Source organism: Brachybacterium phenoliresistens (assembly GCF_039530785.1).
GTDB lineage: Bacteria > Actinomycetota > Actinomycetes > Actinomycetales > Dermabacteraceae > Brachybacterium > Brachybacterium phenoliresistens.
In genome coordinates, this window is record NZ_BAAAOW010000012.1 from 83,082 (window position 1) to 103,060 (window position 19,979).

General features: G+C 73.3%; 17 protein-coding genes and 1 tRNA gene. 11 read left to right on the top strand and 7 right to left on the bottom strand.

Going from position 1 to position 19,979, the window contains the following annotated elements; translation table 11 throughout:
• Positions 1 to 117 precede the first annotated feature (117 nt).
• The 4 genes from betT (at position 118) to ABD234_RS17930 (ending at position 5,469) form a co-directional block, all read left to right on the top strand.
• A complete protein-coding gene (gene betT / locus ABD234_RS17915) occupies positions 118 to 2,205 on the top strand; it encodes a choline BCCT transporter BetT (protein ID WP_344359186.1) in 2,088 nt (695 codons plus the stop codon).
• Positions 2,206 to 2,244: 39 nt separating this feature from the next.
• Positions 2,245 to 3,741: an aldehyde dehydrogenase family protein gene (locus tag ABD234_RS17920; RefSeq protein WP_344359189.1), complete on the top strand. Its 1,497-nt coding sequence runs from the start codon at positions 2,245 to 2,247 to the stop codon at positions 3,739 to 3,741.
• 14 nt (positions 3,742 to 3,755) lie between these two features.
• Positions 3,756 to 5,318 carry a GMC family oxidoreductase gene (locus tag ABD234_RS17925; RefSeq protein ID WP_344359191.1) on the top strand — a complete coding sequence of 521 codons (1,563 nt, stop codon included), beginning with the start codon at positions 3,756 to 3,758 and terminating at the stop codon, positions 5,316 to 5,318.
• Between the two features lie 63 nt (positions 5,319 to 5,381).
• A tRNA-Ser gene (locus ABD234_RS17930) sits at positions 5,382 to 5,469 on the top strand.
• 94 nt (positions 5,470 to 5,563) lie between these two features.
• Here ABD234_RS17930 and ABD234_RS17935 read toward each other — a convergent pair.
• Together ABD234_RS17935 and ABD234_RS17940 are read right to left on the bottom strand one after the other, a co-directional pair.
• The gene (locus ABD234_RS17935; RefSeq protein ID WP_038371749.1) at positions 5,564 to 6,043 is read right to left on the bottom strand and encodes an SRPBCC family protein; all 480 of its coding nucleotides are present in this window, start codon (positions 6,041 to 6,043) and stop codon (positions 5,564 to 5,566) included.
• 21 nt (positions 6,044 to 6,064) lie between these two features.
• Positions 6,065 to 6,853, bottom strand: coding sequence for a YceI family protein (locus ABD234_RS17940; protein WP_344359194.1), 789 nt, complete (start codon positions 6,851 to 6,853; stop codon positions 6,065 to 6,067).
• Between the two features lie 147 nt (positions 6,854 to 7,000).
• On the opposite strand from ABD234_RS17940, the gene ABD234_RS17945 reads away from it, so the two are divergent.
• Together ABD234_RS17945 and ABD234_RS17950 are read left to right on the top strand one after the other, a co-directional pair.
• Complete coding sequence (locus ABD234_RS17945; protein ID WP_344359197.1) at positions 7,001 to 7,981, top strand: hypothetical protein; 981 nt, start codon at positions 7,001 to 7,003, stop codon at positions 7,979 to 7,981.
• A gap of 93 nt (positions 7,982 to 8,074) precedes the next feature.
• Positions 8,075 to 9,286, top strand: coding sequence for an MFS transporter (locus tag ABD234_RS17950; protein ID WP_344359200.1), 1,212 nt, complete (start codon positions 8,075 to 8,077; stop codon positions 9,284 to 9,286).
• Here ABD234_RS17950 and ABD234_RS17955 read toward each other — a convergent pair.
• From ABD234_RS17955 to ABD234_RS17965, 3 genes are all read right to left on the bottom strand, one after another.
• Entirely contained in the window at positions 9,187 to 10,044 is an 858-nt protein-coding gene (locus tag ABD234_RS17955) for a helix-turn-helix domain-containing protein (RefSeq protein ID WP_344359203.1), read from the bottom strand. The genes ABD234_RS17950 and ABD234_RS17955 overlap by 100 nt on opposite strands.
• Before the next feature lie 46 nt (positions 10,045 to 10,090).
• Positions 10,091 to 10,498 (bottom strand): DUF6157 family protein, encoded by a 408-nt coding sequence (locus tag ABD234_RS17960; protein WP_344359206.1) that lies wholly within the window; start codon positions 10,496 to 10,498, stop codon positions 10,091 to 10,093.
• A gap of 63 nt (positions 10,499 to 10,561) precedes the next feature.
• Positions 10,562 to 12,592 carry an HNH endonuclease gene (locus ABD234_RS17965; RefSeq protein ID WP_344359209.1) on the bottom strand — a complete coding sequence of 677 codons (2,031 nt, stop codon included), beginning with the start codon at positions 12,590 to 12,592 and terminating at the stop codon, positions 10,562 to 10,564.
• A gap of 322 nt (positions 12,593 to 12,914) precedes the next feature.
• Between ABD234_RS17965 and ABD234_RS17970 the strand changes: the two genes are divergently transcribed.
• Positions 12,915 to 13,982 (top strand): lactonase family protein, encoded by a 1,068-nt coding sequence (locus tag ABD234_RS17970; protein ID WP_344359212.1) that lies wholly within the window; start codon positions 12,915 to 12,917, stop codon positions 13,980 to 13,982.
• Between the two features lie 7 nt (positions 13,983 to 13,989).
• On the opposite strand, the gene ABD234_RS17975 is transcribed toward ABD234_RS17970, so the two are convergent.
• A complete protein-coding gene (locus ABD234_RS17975) occupies positions 13,990 to 15,453 on the bottom strand; it encodes a protein adenylyltransferase SelO (RefSeq protein WP_344359215.1) in 1,464 nt (487 codons plus the stop codon).
• Between the two features lie 84 nt (positions 15,454 to 15,537).
• Here ABD234_RS17975 and ABD234_RS17980 point away from each other — a divergent pair, with 84 nt between their 5' ends.
• A complete protein-coding gene (locus ABD234_RS17980; protein ID WP_344359218.1) occupies positions 15,538 to 16,434 on the top strand; it encodes a GNAT family N-acetyltransferase in 897 nt (298 codons plus the stop codon).
• A gap of 46 nt (positions 16,435 to 16,480) precedes the next feature.
• On the opposite strand, the gene ABD234_RS17985 is transcribed toward ABD234_RS17980, so the two are convergent.
• On the bottom strand, positions 16,481 to 17,086 hold the full coding sequence (locus ABD234_RS17985; RefSeq protein ID WP_038371754.1) for a TetR/AcrR family transcriptional regulator: 606 nt from the start codon (positions 17,084 to 17,086) through the stop codon (positions 16,481 to 16,483).
• Between the two features lie 141 nt (positions 17,087 to 17,227).
• Between ABD234_RS17985 and ABD234_RS17990 the strand changes: the two genes are divergently transcribed.
• From ABD234_RS17990 to ABD234_RS18000, 3 genes are all read left to right on the top strand, one after another.
• Complete coding sequence (locus tag ABD234_RS17990) at positions 17,228 to 18,052, top strand: sugar phosphate isomerase/epimerase family protein (protein ID WP_344359222.1); 825 nt, start codon at positions 17,228 to 17,230, stop codon at positions 18,050 to 18,052.
• Positions 18,049 to 19,173 (top strand): Gfo/Idh/MocA family protein, encoded by a 1,125-nt coding sequence (locus tag ABD234_RS17995; protein WP_038371756.1) that lies wholly within the window; start codon positions 18,049 to 18,051, stop codon positions 19,171 to 19,173. The genes ABD234_RS17990 and ABD234_RS17995 overlap by 4 nt, the downstream gene beginning before the upstream one ends.
• A 102-nt stretch (positions 19,174 to 19,275) precedes the next feature.
• Positions 19,276 to 19,824, top strand: coding sequence for an NYN domain-containing protein (locus ABD234_RS18000; RefSeq protein WP_038371757.1), 549 nt, complete (start codon positions 19,276 to 19,278; stop codon positions 19,822 to 19,824).
• The last annotated feature ends 155 nt before the right edge of the window (positions 19,825 to 19,979 follow it).

A 19,979-nucleotide genomic window follows, 5' to 3' on the forward strand; every position in this document is an offset into this window, starting at 1 on the left:
ACCCTCCGGAACGACGGGATCGCCGATTTGTTACACTCGGCCTCGGCTGCACCCCGGCGTGCGCCGAACAGACGAGATCGATGACGCACGGACGATACGAAACGCAGACGGGTGAGCATGGTGCAGACGCAGGCGACGACGACCGGATCCCGCACCGTGCACGATCCCGCTCCCCGGTGGCCCGTCCTCATCGGCTCCGCGGCCGTCATCCTCGCGACCGCGCTGTGGGCGATCATCGCCCGGGACAGCGCCGGCGCGGTCATCACCACGGTCGTGGCGTGGATCTCCACGAGCTTCGGCTGGTACTTCGTGCTCACCGCGGCGGTGGTGGTCGTCTTCGTGCTCTACCTGGCGCTGTCCTCGGCCGGCCGCATCCGGCTGGGACCGGACCACGCCACCCCCCAGTTCAGCCTGTTCACCTGGACCGCGATGCTCTTCGCGGCGGGCATCGGCATCGACCTGATGTTCTTCGCCGTCTCGGAGCCGGCCGCGCAGTACCTGGCCCCGCCCGTCGGCGAGGGCGGCACGGTCCACGCCGCACGGCAGGCGATCGTGTGGACGCTGTTCCACTACGGCCCCGTCGGCTGGGCGATGTATGCGCTGATGGGCGGCGCCTTCGCCTTCTTCGCCTACCGCTGGAACCTGCCGCTGAGCATCCGCTCCCTGCTCGCGCCGCTGTTCGGCAGGAAGGTCGACGGCTGGGCCGGGCACAGCGTGGACATCCTCGCGGTGCTCGGGACCGTCTTCGGGATCGCCACCACGCTGGGCATCGGCGTGGTCCAGCTCAGCTACGGCATGCACGTGCTGTTCGGGACCCCGGACGGCGTGGCCGCCCGGATCTCCCTGATCGTGCTCGCGGTGGCGCTGGCGACGATCTCCTCGGCCACGGGCGTCGAGAAGGGGATCCGCCGCCTCTCCGAGCTCAACGTGCTCCTCGCGATCGCGCTGCTGGTGTGGATCCTCGTCACGGGCGAGACGCGCCGGCTGCTGGACGGCCTGGTCATGAACGTCGGCGACTTCGCCACCGGGTTCTCCGGGATGCTCATGGACACCTTCGCCTGGGAGCAGCCCGATGCCTGGATGCAGACGTGGACCCTGTTCTTCTGGGCATGGTGGGTGGCGTGGGCCCCGTTCGTGGGCCTGTTCCTGGCGCGGATCTCGCGCGGGCGGACGATCCGCCAGTTCGTGGCGGGCGTGCTCGCCATCCCCTTCGCCTTCATCACGATCTTCGTGTCGATCTTCGGGAATTCGACCCTCGAGATCGCGATGCGCGGTGACGTGGCATTCGCCGAGACCGCCATGAATCTTCCCGAACGGGCGTTCTTCGATCTGCTCCAGCAGTATCCTGCGGCGCCCGCGGTGATCGCGGTCGCGCTGCTCACCGGATTCCTGTTCTATGTGACATCGGCCGATTCCGGGGCACTGGTCCTCGCGAACTTCACCTCGATCATCGAGGATCCGAAGCAGGACGGCCAGGTGTGGCTGCGCGTGTTCTGGGCGGTCGCCACCGGACTGCTGACCCTGGCGATGCTGCTGGTGGGCGGCGTGCCCACGCTGCAGGCGGCCACCCTCATCATCGGGCTGCCGGTCTCGGTGCTGCTGTACCTGGTGATGGCCTCCCTGCTGCGCGCCCTGCGGATCGAGGCCCGCCAGCGCGAGGGGTACCGAGCGACGGTCCCCAGCCGCTTCGGCGCGCAGGAGACCAGCTGGCGCCAGCGCCTGAAGCGGTCGATGGGCTTCCCCCAGCGCGCCCAGAGCGTCCGCTACCTCGACACCGTCGCCCGGCCCGCGCTCGAGTCCCTCGCCCAGGAGCTGGAGACCACAGGGGTGGACGCCGAGCTCGAGCGCTGCGAGGTCGAGGGCAGCGAGGTCGACTCGCTGCTGCTGCGGGCCCGGTTCCCCGACCAGCAGGACTTCACCTACCAGATCTATCCCGTCGGCCGGGAGCTGCCGGCCTTCGCCTACCGCACCGTCAGCGAGCGCGGCCGCTACTACCGGCTCGAGGTGTTCACCGCGACCGGCTCCCACGGGTACGACGTGTTCGGCTACACCGCGGAGCAGCTCATCGCCGATGTCCTCGGCCACTACGAGTCGCACCTGGAGTTCCTGCGGATCTCCGAGGGGCGGCGCGGCGCGGCCATCACCGAGGAGAATCCCGTCGTCACCGACTGGCAGGACGACTTCCGCACCGACGCCGCGCCCTGAGCGGCGCCGCGACCCCCGACCGCCCCTCGAGGAGGCACCATGCTCCGCACCCTGTACATCGACGGCGAGTGGACGTCCGCCATCGGCGGCGGCACCCGCGAGATCCGCTGTCCTGCGAACGGCGAGGTCGTCGCCATCGTCGACGAGGCCGACGACCGCGACTCCGTCGCCGCGATCCGCGCCGCCCGCCGGGCCGTGGACTCCGGCGTCTGGTCCTCCGTCCCCGCCGCCGAGCGCGGGGACCTGCTGCTGCGCGCGGCAGCCCGGCTGCGGGAGCGGAAGGAGGAGTTCGCCCGCGCCGAGTCGCTGGACACCGGCAAGCGGATCGTCGAGTCCCGCATCGACATGGACGACATCGCCGCCTGCTTCGACTACTTCGGCAAGCTCGCCGGCCAGGACGCCGGCCGCGTGGTCGACGCCGGGGACGCGGGCGTGGCCAGCCGCATCGAGCACGAGCCCGTGGGCGTGTGCACCCTGATCACCCCGTGGAACTACCCGCTGCTGCAGGCCGCATGGAAGATCGCGCCGGCGCTCGCGGCCGGCAACGCCTTCGTGCTCAAGCCCGCCGAGCTCACCCCGCACACCGCGATCCTCATGATGCAGGTGCTCGAGGAGCTCGAGCTGCCCGCCGGCGTCGCGAACCTGGTCCTCGGCGCCGGGGCCGCCTGCGGCACGCCGCTGTCCACCGACCCCGACGTCGACATGGTCTCCTTCACCGGGGGCCTGGCGACGGGCCGGCTGCTGGCAGCCAACGCCGCCGCCACCGTCAAGAAGGTCGCCCTCGAGCTGGGCGGCAAGAACCCCGATGTCGTCTTCGCCGATGCCGACCTCGACGCCGCCCTGGACAACGCCCTGAACGCCGCCTTCGTCCACTCCGGCCAGGTGTGCTCGGCCGGGGCCCGGCTGATCCTCGAGGAGTCGATCGCCGAGGACTTCGTCGACGAGCTGGTGCGCCGCGCCGAGGGGATCCGCCTGGGCGGCCCCTTCGACGAGGACGCGGAGACGGGCGCGCTGATCTCCGCCCAGCACCGCGACAAGGTCCACGCCTATGTGCAGGCCGGCATCGCCGAGGGGGCGCGGCTGCGCTGCGGCGGCCGGTTCGGCGAGGGCGATCTCGCCTCCGGCTTCTACTACCTCCCCACCGTGCTGGACCAGGTGCGCCGCGGCATGAGCGTGGTGCGGGACGAGGCCTTCGGCCCGGTGGTCACCGTGGAGACCTTCCGCAGCGAGGACGAGGCCGTCGCCACCGCCAACGACACGATCTACGGCCTCGCCGGCGCCGTGTGGACGCAGGACGCCGGCCGCGCCCAGCGCGTCGCGCGCCGCCTGCGCCACGGGACCATCTGGATCAACGACTTCCACCCCTACCTGCCGCAGGCGGAGTGGGGCGGGTTCAAGCAGTCCGGCGTCGGCCGCGAGCTGGGGCCGACGGGCCTGGCCGAGTACCAGGAGGTCAAGCACATCTACCAGAACCTCGCGCCGGCCGTGACCGGCTGGTTCGCGGACCACGGCAGCACCGCCGGCACCGAGAAGTGAGGGAGCACCCACCCATGAAGACGACCCGCACCTTCGACTACGTCGTCGTCGGCGGCGGCTCCGCCGGCGCCGCGGTCGCCGCCCGGCTGAGCGAGGACCCCGACGTCAGCGTCGGCCTGCTCGAGGCCGGCCCGCACGACACCGACCACGACGTGGTGCTGCAGCTGGACCGCTGGATGGAGCTGCTCGAGTCCGGCTTCGACTGGGACTACCCGATCGAGGAGCAGGAGAACGGGAACTCCTTCATGCGCCACGCCCGGGCGAAGGTCCTCGGCGGCTGCTCCTCCCACAACTCGTGCATCGCCTTCTGGGCCCCGCGCGAGGACCTCGACGAGTGGGCGCACGAGCACGGCGCCGAGGGCTGGGAGGCCGAGAGCACCTTCCCGCTGTTCACCAAGCTCGAGGACAACGAGGACGAGGGCCCGCTGCACGGCCACGACGGGCCGGTGCGGCTCATGAACGTGCCGCCGACCGATCCGTGCGGCGTCGCCCTGCTGGACGCCTGCGAGCAGGCGGGCATCCCGCGCGCGCGGTTCAACACCGGCGAGACGGTGGTGCGCGGCGCGAACTTCTTCCAGGTCAACCGCAGGGCCGACGGCACCCGCTCCTCCTCCTCGGTGTCCTACCTGCATCCGATCCTCGAGCGGGAGAACCTCACGATCCTCACCGACGCGTGGGTCGCGAAGCTGGACGTCGACGAAACCGGGACCTGCACGGGCGTGCAGGTCCTCGACAACGCCTTCGGCCGCCGCACCCGGATCGCGGCGCGGCGCGAGGTGATCGTCTCCGCCGGGGCGATCAACACCCCGCAGCTGCTCATGCTCTCCGGCATCGGCCCCCGCGAGCACCTCGAGGAGGTCGGCATCGAGGTGCTGGTGGACTCTCCCGGCGTCGGCTCGACGCTGCAGGACCACCCGGAGGGCGTCGTCCAGTGGGAGGCGAAGCGGCCGATGGTCCGCGAGTCCACCCAGTGGTGGGAGATCGGCATCTTCGCCGCCACGCAGGAGGGCCTGGACCGGCCGGACCTGATGATGCACTACGGCTCGGTGCCCTTCGACATGCACACCTACCGCGCCGGCTATCCCACCGCCGACGAGATGATCTGCCTGACCCCCAACGTCACGCACGCCCGCTCCACCGGGACGGTGCGGCTGCGCTCGATCGACTTCCGCGACAAGCCCAAGGTCGATCCGCGCTACTTCACCGACCCGGAGGGCCACGACATGCGGGTGATGATCGCCGGCATCCGCCAGGCCCGCGAGATCATGGCGCAGCCGGCGATGGCCGAGTGGGCCGGACGCGAGCTGGCGCCCGGAGCCGAGGCGACCACCGACGAGCAGCTCGCCGAGTACATCCGCCGCACCCACAACACCGTCTACCATCCCGTGGGCACGGTGCCGATGGGCGCGGCCGACGACCCGGCCGCCCCGCTGGACCCGCAGCTGCGGGTCAAGGGCGTGCGCGGCCTGCGGGTGGCCGACGCCTCGGTGATGCCGGAGATCGTCACGGTCAACCCCAACATCACCGTGATGATGATCGGCGAGAAGTGCGCCGAGATGATCCGCACCGGAACGTGATCTGACTCGCGGCGGGCGCCGGCCCGTTTGGTCGCGGCGCGGGGGAGACGTAGGATATCCGGCGGTAGCGTGTCCGAGCGGCCGAAGGTGCATCACTCGAAATGATGTGTACGGTAACCCCGTACCGCGGGTTCAAATCCCGCCGCTACCGCTCCTGACCAGGGGATTCATCCCGGTCTTCGAAGGCCCCCGCCGTGTGGCGGGGGCTTTCGTCATGTCGGGACCGGTGCGGGGCGGAGGCTGGGTCACTCCTCGGGTGCGTCCCCGTGCTCCCGCGCGAGGATCCCGGCGATGCGCTCGAGGGTGGCGGGGATGCCCTCCTCGGCGGCCCGGCGGCGGATCTCCTCCTCGCGGGCGGCGTCCTCCCCGAAGCGCTCGACGAAGTACTCCGCGGTGCGCTCGGTGAAGGCGGTGTGCAGCGTCAGCAGGGTGCCCTCCTCGTGCGGCGCCATCCGGTATCCCCAGATCGCCTCTCCCGGGCCGACGGCCCAGGCGAAGGCCTCGCCGGGCACGTCCTCGATCACGCGGGAGACGGTGGTCCACTCCCGCTGCGCGGTGCGGTTGCGGCCGGAGAACGTCGCCCCGACGCCTCGGGCATCGCCCTCCCAGGCGACGACCTCGGTCTGGATGCTCCATTCCCCGGTGCGGGGCACGTCGCTGAGCAGGGCGTAGGTCTGCATCGGGGTGGCGGGGACGGGGAGCGAGCCGTGGAGCGCATAGGTCATGGCCAGCACCGTACCGCGCGCTCAGGCCGCCGCGAGGACCAGGGAGAACTCGATCTGCCCGGCGTCCTCGACGCTCACGAAGCCGAGGTCCGGGGCCTCCACGCCGTAGTCGGACCAGGTCGCATCGGCCGCGCCGACGACGGTCAGGGTACCGTCCTGCGACCGGGCGAGGGTCAGCGCGATCCGGACGTCCTGGGTCTGCCCGTTGATCTCGAGCGTCCCCGGGACGGTGACGGTCGCGGTGCCGGTCTCGGCCAGGGCCGCGACGTCGACCGGCGCGGTGAGGGTGAAGACGGCCTCGGGGTGGGCCGCGGTGTCGATCGCCCGGGTGCGGAAGTACTCGTCGCGCTGGGCCGCGTCGGTCTCCACGGAGGCCAGGTCCACGACGATCCGCGTCTCGGAGAGGGACGTCCCGGTGATCTCGGCGCTGCCGGTGACGGACGACGTGCGGCCCACGACGGTGACGTCCTGGCCGTTGAGGACCTCGGCGACCCGGTAGCCGGCCTGCGATCCCTCGGCGACCGTCCAGGTCCCCCCGACCTCGCCGGCCGCCGGCGCACCGGTGCTCCCGCCGCCGCCGCCGTCGCTCGCAGCGGAGGCCTCCGCGGTGGCGGTGAAGGCCTCCGGGGCTGCGGCATTGCGCTGGTCGGCGTAGATGCGGGAGCCGATGAGGAACCCGCCGAGCCCCAGGACGAGCACGGCCGCCGCGGCGACGATCCCGGTCAGCGCGCGGGAGGAGAGGCGGCGCCGCCGCACCGGGCCGGACGGATCGGAGGACGGGGGCGGGCGATGGTCGCCGTGGCTGCTCATGTGCTGATCGTAGGGATGCGGACCTGTCCCGGTGCCCTCGACGAGCTGTGCGTCCGCTGAGCATCGGCCCTAGACTGCAGAGGAGACCCGGACGCGGCGGGCATCGAGGCCCGTCGTCGTCGCAGGACAGCACGAGGAGCTCCTGGCATGAACGGTTCGAGGATTCTTCCGCGGATACTCACGGCGCTGATCGGGCTGGTGCTGGCGCCCCTCTCCCTGGCGCTGCTCGCCGACGGCAGCCGCACCTGGAACCAGTACGTCCAGACGACCTTCTACCGGCTGGGCCGCGTGCCGGACCTGACCGAGCCGATGGTGCTGAGAGGGCTGGGCCTGATCCTCATCGGCATCCTGCTGCTGGTGATCCTGACGCTGACGGGGGTGTGGAGCTCCGCCGGACTGCTGGTCACGGCGGTGTACGCGCTGCCGGCGGTGGCGACGGCCGCGGTGCCGGCCCTCATGGAGGCCTTCTGGAGCCGGAGCCCGATCCTGCCGACCCTCGTGCTCGACGCGATCGGATTCGGGCTGCCGGTCGCCCTGCTGCCGATCACCGCGGCGATGGGCGGGGCGCTCGCCCTCGCCCGCCGCCGTCCCGCGGCGCCCGCGATCACCGCCCTGCTGGGGATGATCGCGGTGCCGGCGATGCTCCTGCTCGGGGCGCTCGCGCTGGTCTGGGGATACAGCAGGGGTGTCTACCAGGCGCTGATGACCTTCGACTTCCGGCTGGACGTGGTCGCGGCGGTCTGCATCCTGGTCGGGGCGGTGCTGATCGTGCTCGGGATCCTCGTCACCCGCTGGTCGCCCTACTCCCTGGTCCTGCCGGGCCTGGCGGTGCCGGCCCTGTCCGCGGTGGTGCTGCTGCCGGACCCCGCGATCGACGGCCTGCTCTCGAACCGGGCGGGCGCCACGGTCTGGACCTTCCTCAGCGGCGGCGGCGGGCCCGCCCTCGGCGCGCTGTTCCTCGTGTTCACGATCGTCCTGGCCAGCGTGCGCTTCCGGGCCCGCCGCGCCGCCCGCCAGGACGAGGTCGTCGCCCCGGAGACGCTGCGTCCCCCCGAGGAGCCCGCATCGCCGCTGCCTCCGACCGCCGCCTCCTCCCGCACCGGGACCAGCCCCCCGACCGCCCCCTGACGCCGGGACCCCGGCGGCCCCCGGCGGTCGCACGATCAATCCGTGCGGCGGTCCGATCAGTCATCGGCTGCCCGCATGGGCGATGCTGTCACCATGACAAGCTCCTCGCCCCGCACCCTCGCCCCGAGCGGACCCGAGGACGCGCCCGCCTCCGCGCCGCGCCCCGCCGGCCGGGCCCACCACCCGGTGGTGACGGCCCTCGCGCTCTCCGCCGGCACGGCCTCCCTGGTCGGCTCCGAGTTCATCCCCGCCGGCGTGCTGCCGGGCATGGCCGCCGATCTCGGCGTGAGCGAGGGGCGGGCCGGTCTGGCGGTCGCCGCGACGGCGCTGGCCGGCGCCCTCACCGCCCCCACCATCGCCGCCGTGCTGCCGCGCGCGGACCGCCGCACCGTCATGCTCGGCCTGCTGGCCCTCGCCGTGGTCTCCAACCTCGTCGTCTCGGTCGCCCCGAGCCTGGCCGTCGTGCTCGCCGCCCGCGTGCTGCTGGGGGCGGCGCTCGCCGGCTTCTGGTCCTTCGCCTTCGGGGTGGGCGTGCACGTCACCGGGAGGCCCGCCCTGGTCTCGACCACCGTCGCTCTGGGCACCAGCACCGCCACCATCATCGGCGTGCCCGTCTCCTCGGTGCTCGGGGACCTGATCGGCTGGCGGGCCGTGTTCGTGCTGGTCTCCGTGGTCACGTTCGCCGCGGGCGTGCTCCTGTGGCGGCTGCTGCCGCCCGTCCCGGCGGCGCCCGGCGCCGGCTTCGCGATGATGCGGGCGACCCTGACCAACCGCCGCCTGATCGCGGGCGTGCTCGTGGTGGGGCTGGCCGCCTTCGCGAACTTCACCGCCTACCCGTACATCCGCGTCGCGATCGAGGCGGTCGACGTCTCCGTGGTCGCGGTGCTGCTGCTGGCCTGGGGCCTCGGCGGTCTGCTGGGGAACCTCGCCGGCGGCTGGGCCTCCCGCCGGCTCCGCTGGGCCGCCGCCGCGGGCCCCGCCATCCTCATGCTCGCCCTGATCGGCATGGCCACGACCGATCAGGTGCCGGTCCTCGCCGTCGCCGTGATCGCCTGGGGCCTCGGGTTCAACATGGTGCCCGTGGTCTCCCAGCTGTGGGTCGCCGCCGTCGAGCCGCGTCGCGTGGAGTCCGCCATCGCGCTGCAGGTCACCGCGTTCCAGATCGCCATCATGCTGGGCGCGATCGTGGGCGGGCTGATCGTGGATCAGCGCGGCCCGGCCGCCACCATGGCCCTCGGCGCCGTGTTCGCGGGGCTCGCAGTCATCGGGTACGCCTCCATCCGGGTCCGTCCCCGCGCGGACTGACGCCAGCGCCCCGGCGTGGAGCCGGTGAGCGCCCGGAAGGCCCGCACGAAGGCCTCAGCGGAGCCGTAGCCGGCGTCCCGGGCGATCGCGGCGACCGGCCGGTCGCCGCGATGCAGCTCGTCCATCGCCCGTTCGATCCGCACCCGCCGCAGGTACTGCATGGGCGCCAGGCCCGTCTCCCGCCGGAAGCGATCCACCAGCGCGGTCGTGCCCACGTGCGCGGCGGCCGCGAGCTCGGCGAGCGTCCACGGCCGATGCGGGCTGTCCTCCAGCAGCGCCGCGACCGTGCGGACCACGGCGTCGGGGCGGGGAAGGCCCGCCACCGGCGATTCGCTGAGCATCGCCGAGCCGAGCAGGTCGCCGTAGGCATCGGCCACGCCGGGGCGGGAGATGCGCAGCTGCGGGGTCACCGGGCACTGCGAGAGCAGGGAGACCACCCCGCTCTGGCGGTCGGCGAAGCCCCGCACGACCAGGGGGCGGTCCGAGCCGCCGGCCTGGACCCGCCGCAGATCGGCGAGGTCGACGCGGGCGTCAGTGAGCGCGGTGATGCGGTGCAGCCGCGCGCGGTGCAGGTAGGCGGCATCGCCGGCCTCCAGCTCCAGCTGCGCGCAGCCGCAGCCCAGGCCGATGCTCCCGGACCGTACCAGGATCCACAGCGAGGAGCGCCGCGGGAGCACGGGGCCGCCGGCGGGAACGTCGATGCTGGCCGAGCCCTCGATGCGCCACCGGGGGACCTGATCATCGCGCGAGGGGCTCATGGCGCGCACAACGCCCGAGCGTCGCCGGGGATTCCCCGGGGCGGGGTCAGCGGCGCGAGGAGCGCATGGCCCGCACCTGCGCCAGATCCTCGTCCTCGGCGAAGCGGCGGTAGTCCTCGGTGCCCGACGCGACCAGGGCGATCCTGCCCTCGGCGTCATGGTGGATGCCCCAGCCGTAGCGCTGGGGGAGCGGCGAGGCGCGCAGGCACGCCTGCGAGCGGGCGAAGAAGGCGGTGCGCGCCTGGTCGCGGTCCTGCTCGGGGATGTCCTTGCGCCGGGCGTGGACGACGAAGAGCAGATCGTCCGAGGTCATCGCGTAGGGCTCGGCGCGCAGGAGCTCGAACTGGAGCCGCGCGACCGTCGGGGAGGGGCGCTCGGGCGGGGTCGCGGCGTGCTGGACCGGGCAGTCCTCGGCCACCTGGATGAACGTGTCGTAGTAGTTGGTCGTGCTCATCGGCCCATCCTCGCGGCGCGGGCGCGGGGCGGATAGGACGTTCGCGACACCCGCCCCGCTGCCTCAGAAGGGCGGGGGCCCGGCGGGTCCCCAGTCCCCGCCGCCCGGGGGCTCCGGCGGCGGGGGCAGCGGCTGGTCCACGGCGGTCTCCCGCCGGTCCTCGGAGCGCATCCACGCCCACAGGCGCGGCCACTGCTCCGACCAGGAGGGCAGCTCGATCACGCGCGGTCCGCCCTCGGGCGGGCTCGTTCCGGGCAGGCTATCGCCGTCGCCATCGCCATCGCCCTCGGGCGGCGGATCGGGGGGATCATCGGGCCGATGTCGGGCGCCGTCGAGACAGTCGCGGCGGCACGGTCCGTCGGGGTGGTCGCGGTAGTGCTCCGCGAGCCGGCGCACCGACATCGCGCCGAGGAGGTCGACGTCATCGCGCTCCTCGGTGATGACATGGTGGCCGTCGCCGGAACCGATGAGCCATCGGGTCCGCCCCGCTTCCCAGGTGCCGTCCGCCGCCCGGCGCGCCGGGTGCAGGCGGGTGGGATCGAGGAGGCCGGCCGTCTTCTCCTGGTGGTGGTGCTCGCACAGCCAGTGCAGGTTCTCGATGCTCGTGGGGCCGCCGGCGAGGAACTCCTCGATGTGGTCGGCCTGGGCACCCATCGAGATGGCCCGCCGGCACCCGGGGACGGCGCAGGTGGGATTGAGGTGACGGAGGTGCTCGAGCATCGCGGCGGTGGGACGGTACGTCGTCGCGGCGAGCGGGAGGAACGCGCCCGTGCAGGGATCCGTGAGCACGCGGTACCAGGTCCCCTCGCCCCCGGCGAGGGCGCGGGCCAGATCCGCGGGCAGCGGGGTGGTCCCCTCCAGCGTGCCCGGCGCCTCGGACCGTCCCAGCAGCGTCATCACGGGCACCGTGACGTTCAGCCGGAACCGGTCCTGGGGGACGTCGATCCCGTCGGTCTGCAGGGACGCCTTGGTCAGCAGGAGGTAGCGCAGCACACCGACCCGGAGCGCGTGGCCCGACTGCTCGACCAGCCCGTCCACGTCCCACGGGATGCCGTCGCCGTTCTTCAGCGCGGCGCGCTGGGCCGCCTGGACCGCGCGGGCGGAGACGTCCAGGCGCCGCGCGAGGGAGGCGATCTCCGGGGTGGGGCCGGTGACCTGGAGGCAGGACATGCCCCGCCCCAGGTCCATGACGCCCACGGAGCGCTCGACCTCGGAGGGGGCGTCCTGGTCCTGCTGGGCCTGCTTCGCCTCGAGGTCCTCCGCCCAGCGGATGATCTCCCGCAGCCGGATCTCGAAGCGCTCCGCACCGATCCGCAGGTCCCAGGACGAGACCAGCGCATCGATGCCCTCGCGGAAGACGGTGGAGAGGTCACGGGTGTCGCGCAGCATCCTGGTGAACCACGAGGCCGGGAAGGCGCCCTGCTCCAGGAGCTCATGGCAGGCCGAGAACGTCGTGACCGCATGGTGGGCGTCCCGGATCATGTACTGGGCGCGGCGCAGGGGCACGCGCAGCGCCTGCGCGGCCACCAGGGCGTGGCAGTCGCCGTCGGAGTCGGCGTCGTCCTCCGGCTGCCACAGCACGGCGAGGGCCCGGTTGCGGGCTGCGAGCACGGGGCCCTCGGCGGCGCCGGCATCCCAGATGGCCTGGGCGGCCTCGCTCATCTCCCACCCCTCCGGCAGCCGGGACGGCAGGGACTCCCGCGTACGGGGGTTCCGGGCCCGGATCCGCTTCGTGCTCGCGGGCGCCGCGGCGACGAAGCCTGCGACGCTCTCCAGGGGCTCGTCCGGCACGGCCGCGACGGGGAGCGGGGTGCCGTCCGCCATCGCCCGGCGGTACTGCATCCTCCGGTGCGCGTACCGCGGATCCTCGATGCGCCAGGACTCTCCGTGCGGGATCGTCGTCGGGGAGATCCGCACCTCCGGCCTGCCCGGCGCCGCATCGGCCCCGTCCGTGGGGCGGGCCGGCGGCCGGGCGGCCGAAGAGCCGGCGGACGCCGGATCCGGCGCGCCGTGGTCCTCCGACGGCATCTCCTGGAGCACCGCTCCCACCCCCTCCCGCAGACCGCTCTCCGCGCCTGTGCGGACTTCGTGCATACGTTCGAAACTACGTCGAGTCTACGCCTGTGTCGCCACGCAGTCCACCGATGTGGACGATTTCTGGAAGATTTCTACGGAGGTCGACTTCCGTGGCGATGCATCGCCTCCAATTCCCCTGTGGCCTGCTCGAACGGTCTCCGACGCCCTGGTTATCCCCATTCTCGCTGCTCCTCCCCACCGCCCGTTCATCCACATTTTCGGCACTGGTATTGACAATTGCCCAGATCTTCCCCTTGCGATGATCGGGAGACCGCCGCGGGGGCTAGCATCGGACGCAGACGAGACGAGGCCGGCAGGCGCAGGAGGGACGGACGGGGCCATGGCGCGATACGCGGTGACGACCTGGAGCAACCGGGAGGGGCAGGAGGACCTGCAGGCCGGCCTCTGGACCCTCGAGGCGGGGGAGCGCCTGGCCGCGCAGCCGGTCCCGGGCTCCCCGGACGCCGTGTTCTGGGCCGAGCGCGACCCGCTCGACGGCACGCTCCTGCTGCTGCGCAACACCGAGGAGGACTCGGCGCTGCTGCGCTGGGACCCGCAGCAGGAGGAGGTCCTCGCGCAGATCGCGGAGGGCGCGCAGGGCGGCTGCTATCTCGCCGTCGCCCCGGAGGGACGACGCCTGGTCGTCACCGCCCCTCCCGGGGGCTGGTCGCTCTTCGACAGCGGCCCTGTCGGCCCCTCCGGCTCTGTCGACCCTGCCCCGCGCGTGCCGCGCCTGCTGGCGCAGCACGCCGGATCCGGCAGCGGCCCGCACCCGAGGCAGGAGCGCAGCCACCCCCACTGCGGCATCGTCACCGCTGCGGGGGATGCGGTGCTGATGGCGGACCTCGGCACCGACGAGATCCTCTCGGCCCCGCTCGATCCGGCAGGCGGCTTCGGGCCGGTGCAGGTGGTGCATAGGACCGCGCCGGGCTCGGGGCCGCGGCACATCGTCCCCGGGGGCGGGGTCCTGCACATCCTCTGCGAGCTCGACAGCACCCTCGAGACGGTGCGGGTCGGTGAGGACGGCGCGCTCACGCGGATCGCGAGGACCTCCACGGTGCCGGGGGAGTTCGTCGGGGAGACCTGGGCGGCGCACCTGAGCGCCTCGGCGGACGGGGCGCGCCTGTATGCCACCAACCGCGGGCACGACTCGATCGCGATCTTCGACGTGGACGCGCAGGGCGTGCCGCATCGGCGGGAGATCGTGCCCAGCGGCGGCGCCTGGCCATGGTTCTGCCTGCTGGTGGAGGAGCAGCCGGGGGACGCGTGGCTCCTGGTGGCCAACAACCGCTCCGACGCGGTGACCCGGTTCCGCGTCACCGCCGACGGCGGGCTCCAGCTCGTCGACGCCGTCCCCGTTCCGAGCCCCGCCTGCATCGTCGCCACCGCGAAGACGACCGCGGGCTGAGGGCCGCTCAGGTGCCGCAGTAGGTGATGAAGTCCGGGGACCCGACCGGGGCGGTCTCGAGGTCCTCGAGCCCGGGCCGTCGCACGAAGGGGTCGCGGACGGCCTCCAGGATCCGCTCGACGGGTGCCAGGTCCCCGCCCTCCGCCGCGTCCAGCGCCGCGTCCAGGGCGTGGTTGCGGGGGATGACCACGGGATTCGCGGCGAGCATGCGCGCGGTGGACGCGGCCCGTTCTGCGGCCGATGTGCCGGCCAGCGCGAGGCGGCGCGCCTCCCATGCGGACAGCGCCGGATCCGCGGCGCCGCCGCCCTCCGCGAGCGCGCGGAAGAACTCCGTGCGGTCCTCGCCGCGCGCGGCGAGGAGGTCCAGCAGGTCTGCGCCCAGGTCGAGCACCTGCTCCTCGGGAGCGTCCTCGCGCAGGCCCAGCTTCGCGCGCATCCGGTGGGACCAGGCGGTGCGGTAGGCGCCCTCGAAGCCCTCGAGCACCGCGGTCGCCGCGTCGACGGCGGCATCGGGGACGGGGTCGATGAGCGGCAGCAGCGCCTCGGCCAGGCGCGAGAGGTTCCACAGGGCGATGCCGGGCTGGTTGCCGTAGGCGTAGCGGCCGCCGCGGTCGATGGAGCTGAACACGGCGCGCGGGTCGTGCACGTCGAGGAAGGCGCAGGGGCCGAAGTCGATCGACTCCCCGGACAGCGTCATGTTGTCGGTGTTCATCACCCCGTGCACGAAGCCGGCGCACATCCACTGCGCCAGGAGCGAGGCCTGCGCCTCGGCGACGGCCTCGAGCAGGGCGAGGGCCGGCACCTCGGCATCGGCCGCAGCAGGGTGGTGGCGCGCGATCGCGTAGCGGACCAGCGAGGCCAGGACGTCGGGCTCCTGCGTCCAGGCGGCGTACTGCACGGTGCCCACCCGCAGATGGCTCGCGGCCACCCGGACGAGCAGGGCGCCCTGCTCGGGCGCGGGGTCGTGGCGCTGGATCCTCTCGCCGGTGGTGAGCACGGCGAGGGCGCGGGTGGTCGGGATGCCGAGGGCGTGCAGGGTTTCGCCGATCACCATCTCGCGCAGCATCGGCCGCAGCGGGGCGCGCCCGTCCCCGGCGCGGGAGAAGGGCGTGCGCCCCGACCCCTTGAGGTGCAGGTCCCGCTGCTGCCCGCGGGTGTCGACGAGGTCGCCCAGCAGCAGGGCGCGGCCGTCGCCGAGGTGCGGGTTCGGGGAGCCGAACTGGTGGCCCCCGTAGGCCTGCGCCGTGGTCGGCAGGTCGGTGGCGCCGGTGAGCAGGGCCAGGCCCTCCGGGCTGCGCAGGTGCTCCGGGTCCAGGCCCAGCTCGCGGGCGAGGTCCTCGTCCAGCAGCACCATCCGCGGATCGGGCATGGCCTCGGCGCGCCAGGGCACGGAGAGCTCGGGGACCGCGGCCGCATAGCTCTGGCGCAGCGGCGGCGCGGTCCTCGTCGGCGACGCGGAGGGGGTGCTCACCCCTCCACGGTACGCGCCCGCCCCGGGGTCGGCGGCGCGGGATATTCCGATGCGCCGCCGGCGGACCTCTGGTGGGATCGGGCCATGGACATCCGCCGCATCACCCCCGAGGCCCGCGACCTGCCCGCGCTGGACGACACGCTGCGCCGATGGTGGGCGCACGGGTCCGCGCACGAGCTGCATCCCGGGGACCTGGGCTGGCATCAGCGGCTCGGGGCGGAGGCCACGGCCGCCGCGCTGCGGGTGTGGAGCCGCGGCGAGGAGGTGCTGGGCATCGGCCTGCTCGACGGACCGGGCCTCGCCCGGGTGGCGCTGGCTCCCGGCGCGGGATCGGACCGCGAGCTCGCCCGGAGCATCGCGGCCGATGCGACCGATCCCGCGCGCGACGTGCTGCCGGAGGGCCCGGCCTCCCTGGCGGTCCGCGGGAGCGAGGCGCTGCCCGAGGCGCTGCGGGAGCGGGGGTGGCGCACCGACGAGGCCTGGGCGCTGCTGCACTGCGATCTCGCGCAGCACCCGGCCGCCGGCGGCGCGGCGGCCGCGGAGCAGGAGCGCAGCGGGGTGCGCACGGTCGTCGCGGGCCCGGAGGACACCCGCGCGGTCGGGGAGGTGCTGGCCTCGGCGTTCGGGATGCGCACCGTCCCGGACCCTCGCCGATGGCAGGCCATGGCGGCCGCTCCGGCGGCCCGCCGCGCCCGCTGCCTGCTCGCCCGGGACCGGGACGGGGCGCCCGTCGCAACGGTCACCGTGTGGTCCGCCGGGCCGGGGCTGCCGGGTCTGGTGGAGCCGATGGGGGTGCATGCGGAGCACCGCGGCCGCGGCCTGGGCCGGCTGATCACCCGGGCCGGCCTCGAGGCGCTGCGCGAGATGGGCGCCTCGGGCGCGGTCGTGGCGACCCCGGCCGCCAACGCGGCGGCCGTCGCGACCTATCGATCGGCCGGGTTCGCGCGGGGCGCGGACACGCACGATCTCTCTCGCGCCTGAGCGGTGCCGCCGCCGGCATCGGGCGGGCCGGACAGGGGCGGGCCGATCAGGGGGCGAGCAGCCGCCCGAAGGTCTCCAGGCTGGCCTGCAGCTCGACGGAGGGCTCCAGCAGCCACTGGATCTGGAGGCCGTCGGAGGCGGCGACGATGAGGGCGGCGACGTGGCGGACGTCGACGTCGGCGCGCATGCGGCCCTCGGCCTGCTCGCGGCGCAGCCGCTGCTCGAGGTCCTCGCGCACCCGCTCGAAGCGGGCCGTGAAGTACTCGCGGGAGGGCCCGGCATCGGCCTCGAGGGAGGCGGCCACGAGCGTGGAGTACAGCTGGACGAGCCCCGGGACCTCGATGTTCGCGTTGGCGGCCTCGATCATGATGTCGATGCCGCGCTCGGGCTCGGGCTGGTCGACCACCGTCTCGTCGCGCCGCTTCTCGGCGTGCTCGTAGACGGCGACCAGCAGCTGCTCGCGCGAATCGAAGTAGTGCAGCAGCGCGGCGTGGGAGACTCCGATCGCACCGGCGATGCGGCGCAGCGAGGTGCCGTCCGCCCCTCGCTCCTGGAAGACCTCGATGGCGCGGTCCAGGATCTCCTGGCGCCGGGCCACGCCCTTGGAGTACGAGCCGGGGCGACCTATGGCCGAGGGGGCGTCTGAGGGCATCGCGGGCTCCTTGGCAGTCATGCGGTCATCACACCACATCGGAAACCTCCAGATGGCGGTTTTACGTGCTAGCGTACTCTCGTGCGCATCATCCGTGATGTGGGCCTCACCCAGACGACGACGTACGAAAGCAGGTCTTCCGTGGCACTCCCTCTCGCCTCCGTCCAGCTGTACACGCTGGCCGCGGAGTTCTCCGCCGACATGAGCGGCTCCCTCGACAAGCTGGCCGCCATCGGCCTGAAGAACGTCGAGGCCTTCGACTTCGTCCGCCGACCGAAGGAGATCCGCGCGGCCCTGGACGCGAGCGGCCTCGCCTCGCCCACCGGGCACGCCCCGCTGCTCTCCGACGAGCTCTGGACCCCGGACGGCTCCATCCCCACCCCGGCCCCCGAGGTCGTCTTCGAGGCGGCCGCCGAGATCGGCATGAAGACCGTCATCGACCCGATGGTCCCCACCGAGCGGTGGCTGACCGAGGACGGCGTCAAGGACGTCGCCGAGCGCCTGAACGCCGCCTCCGAGAAGGCGAAGGAGTTCGGCCTCGCCGTCGGCTACCACAACCACGCGCAGGAGTTCCTCGCGAACTTCGACGGGCAGACCGCCTACCAGCGCTTCCTCTCGCTCATCGACCCCTCCGTCGAGATCGAGCTGGACCTGTTCTGGGCCCTCGTGGGCGGCCAGGACGTCGTGGGCCTCGTCCAGGAGATCGGCGACCGCCTCGTGGCGATCCACGTCAAGGACGGCGTCGCCCCCGCCTCGAACCCCTTCGCGCCCGATGCGCCGAAGTTCGACTCCTCCGACCTGGACCAGCGCCACGCCGGCGAGGGCGAGGTGCCCACCGACGCCGCGCTCAAGGCCGCGACCGGCATCAAGTACGCCGTCATCGAGTACGACAACGCCCCCGGCGACGTCTTCGAGGACATCAAGGACTCGTACACCTTCCTGGTGGACGGCGGGTACGTCGCGTGAGCGCACCCGTCGGAGTCGGCTTCATCGGCGTCGGGGTCATCTCCGACACCTACCTCGAGAACCTGAACTCGTTCCCCGACGTGGAGGTGCTGATCCTCGGCGACCTCGACGTCGAGCGGGCGAAGGCCCAGGCCGCCAAGCACGGCGTCCCCGCCGCGGGCACCGCGCAGGACGTCCTGGACCACCCGGGCGTGCAGGTCGTCGTGAACCTGACCATCCCGGCGGTGCACGCGGAGGTCTCCGCCTCCGCGATCGCCGCGGGCAAGCACGTGTGGACCGAGAAGCCCCTGGGCCTGGACCGCGAGTCCACCTCGGCGCTGCTGGCCCAGGCCGAGCAGGCCGGGCTGCGGGTGGGCTGCGCCCCCGACACCGTGCTCGGCCCCGGCGTGCAGACCGCCAAGCGGGAGATCGCCAAGGGCACCATCGGCCGTCCGCTGTTCGCGCAGACGTCGATGCAGTACCAGGGCCCCGAGGTCTTCCACCCGAACCCCGGGTTCCTCTTCGCCAAGGGCGCGGGCCCGCTGTTCGACATGGGCCCGTACTACCTGACCACGCTGGTGAGCCTGTTCGGCTCCGTGGACAAGGTCGCGGCCCTGGGGCTGAAGGCCCGCGAGGAGCGCGCCATCAAGGTGGGCCCCAACGCCGGGCAGACCTTCCCGGTCGAGGTCCCCTCGACCATCTCCGTGCTGACCTCCTTCGAGGCCGGGCAGACGGGCACCTCGCTGCTCAGCTTCGACTCCCCGCTGGCCCGCCAGGGCATCGTGGAGATCCACGGCACCGAGGGCTCGCTCGTGGTCCCGGACCCGAACATGTTCGAGGGCCGGATCGCCTACGTGCGTCCCTTCGAGGCGCTGCAGGAGGCCCCGCCCGCGCAGGAGTGGATCGAGGTGCCGCAGGAGGGCGTGGTCACCGGCCGCGGCCTGGGCCTGCTGGACATGGTCCGTGCCATCGCCGAGGGCCGCCCGCACGTGGCCAGCGGCGAGCTGGGCTACCACGTCCTGGACGTGATGCTCTCGGCCGAGCAGTCCGCGGCCACCGGCGAGTTCGTGAGCGTCGAGTCCTCGGTCTCCGAGGTCCCCGCCGTCCCGGTCGACTTCGACCCGCTGGCGAGCACCCTGTGACGTCCTGACGGACCCCGAGCCGATGCCCCGTCCCACGACCGCCGTGGGGCGGGGCATCGGTCGTCCCCGGCGCGGGGTGGGGCCGGGCGGTAGGGTCGCCCCATGAGCGAACGCGCCACCTATCTCCTCGTCGACGGCGAGAACATCGACGCGACCCTGGGCGGCTCCGTCCTCGGGCGCCGGCCCCACCCCGAGGAGAGGCCCCGCTGGAACAAGCTGCTCACGCAGATGGAGCAGTCCTGGCAGCAGCCCGTCACGGGCCTGTTCTTCCTCGCCGTGGGCGCGGACCTGCCCGTCTCCTTCGTGCAGGCGCTGCTCGCCATCGGCTACCGCCCCATCCCGCTGCAGGGCGAGGGCAAGGTCGTCGACATCGCCATCCAGCGCACCGCCGAGGCGCTGCGCGATCGCGCCGCCGACGTCGCCCTCGTCAGCCACGACGGCGACTTCGTCCCGCAGATGCAGGCCCTCGCCGAGGACGAGGACCGCCGCGTCGCGGTGATCGGCTTCAGCGAGTTCGTCTCCTCGGGGCTGCGGCAGGTCCCCGGCGTCGAGATCCTCGATCTCGAGTACGACGTGGATGCGTTCACCAGCCGCCTGCCGCGCGTGCGGATCATCCCCATCGACGAGTTCGATCCGCTCGAGTTCCTCTGATCACAGGGGGCGGGGCCGCCGCGCGAGCGCACCGGACGAATCGGACGGACCGTGCATCCGGGCATCGGCCCTGCCCCGTAGACTGACCGCGCGCTCCGGCGCCTCGCCGCCGCGGAACGTGCCGCGGACCGCGCGGGGACCCGGGGCCCGAGCGT

Excerpts from the sequence above, each read along its gene's own strand:
- ABD234_RS17935 (WP_038371749.1), bottom strand. The coding sequence starts at position 6,043 with ATGACCTATGCGCTCCACGGCTCGCTCCCCGTCCCCGCCACCCCGATG.
- ABD234_RS17965 (WP_344359209.1), bottom strand. The coding sequence starts at position 12,592 with ATGCACGAAGTCCGCACAGGCGCGGAGAGCGGTCTGCGGGAGGGGGTG.
- ABD234_RS17945 (WP_344359197.1), top strand. The coding sequence starts at position 7,001 with ATGAACGGTTCGAGGATTCTTCCGCGGATACTCACGGCGCTGATCGGG.
- ABD234_RS17985 (WP_038371754.1), bottom strand. The coding sequence starts at position 17,086 with ATGCCCTCAGACGCCCCCTCGGCCATAGGTCGCCCCGGCTCGTACTCC.
- betT (WP_344359186.1), top strand. The coding sequence starts at position 118 with ATGGTGCAGACGCAGGCGACGACGACCGGATCCCGCACCGTGCACGAT.
- ABD234_RS17955 (WP_344359203.1), bottom strand. The coding sequence starts at position 10,044 with ATGAGCCCCTCGCGCGATGATCAGGTCCCCCGGTGGCGCATCGAGGGC.
- ABD234_RS17950 (WP_344359200.1), top strand. The coding sequence starts at position 8,075 with ATGACAAGCTCCTCGCCCCGCACCCTCGCCCCGAGCGGACCCGAGGAC.
- ABD234_RS18000 (WP_038371757.1), top strand. The coding sequence starts at position 19,276 with ATGAGCGAACGCGCCACCTATCTCCTCGTCGACGGCGAGAACATCGAC.
- ABD234_RS17960 (WP_344359206.1), bottom strand. The coding sequence starts at position 10,498 with ATGAGCACGACCAACTACTACGACACGTTCATCCAGGTGGCCGAGGAC.
- ABD234_RS17970 (WP_344359212.1), top strand. The coding sequence starts at position 12,915 with ATGGCGCGATACGCGGTGACGACCTGGAGCAACCGGGAGGGGCAGGAG.
- ABD234_RS17980 (WP_344359218.1), top strand. The coding sequence starts at position 15,538 with ATGGACATCCGCCGCATCACCCCCGAGGCCCGCGACCTGCCCGCGCTG.
- ABD234_RS17940 (WP_344359194.1), bottom strand. The coding sequence starts at position 6,853 with ATGAGCAGCCACGGCGACCATCGCCCGCCCCCGTCCTCCGATCCGTCC.
- ABD234_RS17925 (WP_344359191.1), top strand. The coding sequence starts at position 3,756 with ATGAAGACGACCCGCACCTTCGACTACGTCGTCGTCGGCGGCGGCTCC.
- ABD234_RS17920 (WP_344359189.1), top strand. The coding sequence starts at position 2,245 with ATGCTCCGCACCCTGTACATCGACGGCGAGTGGACGTCCGCCATCGGC.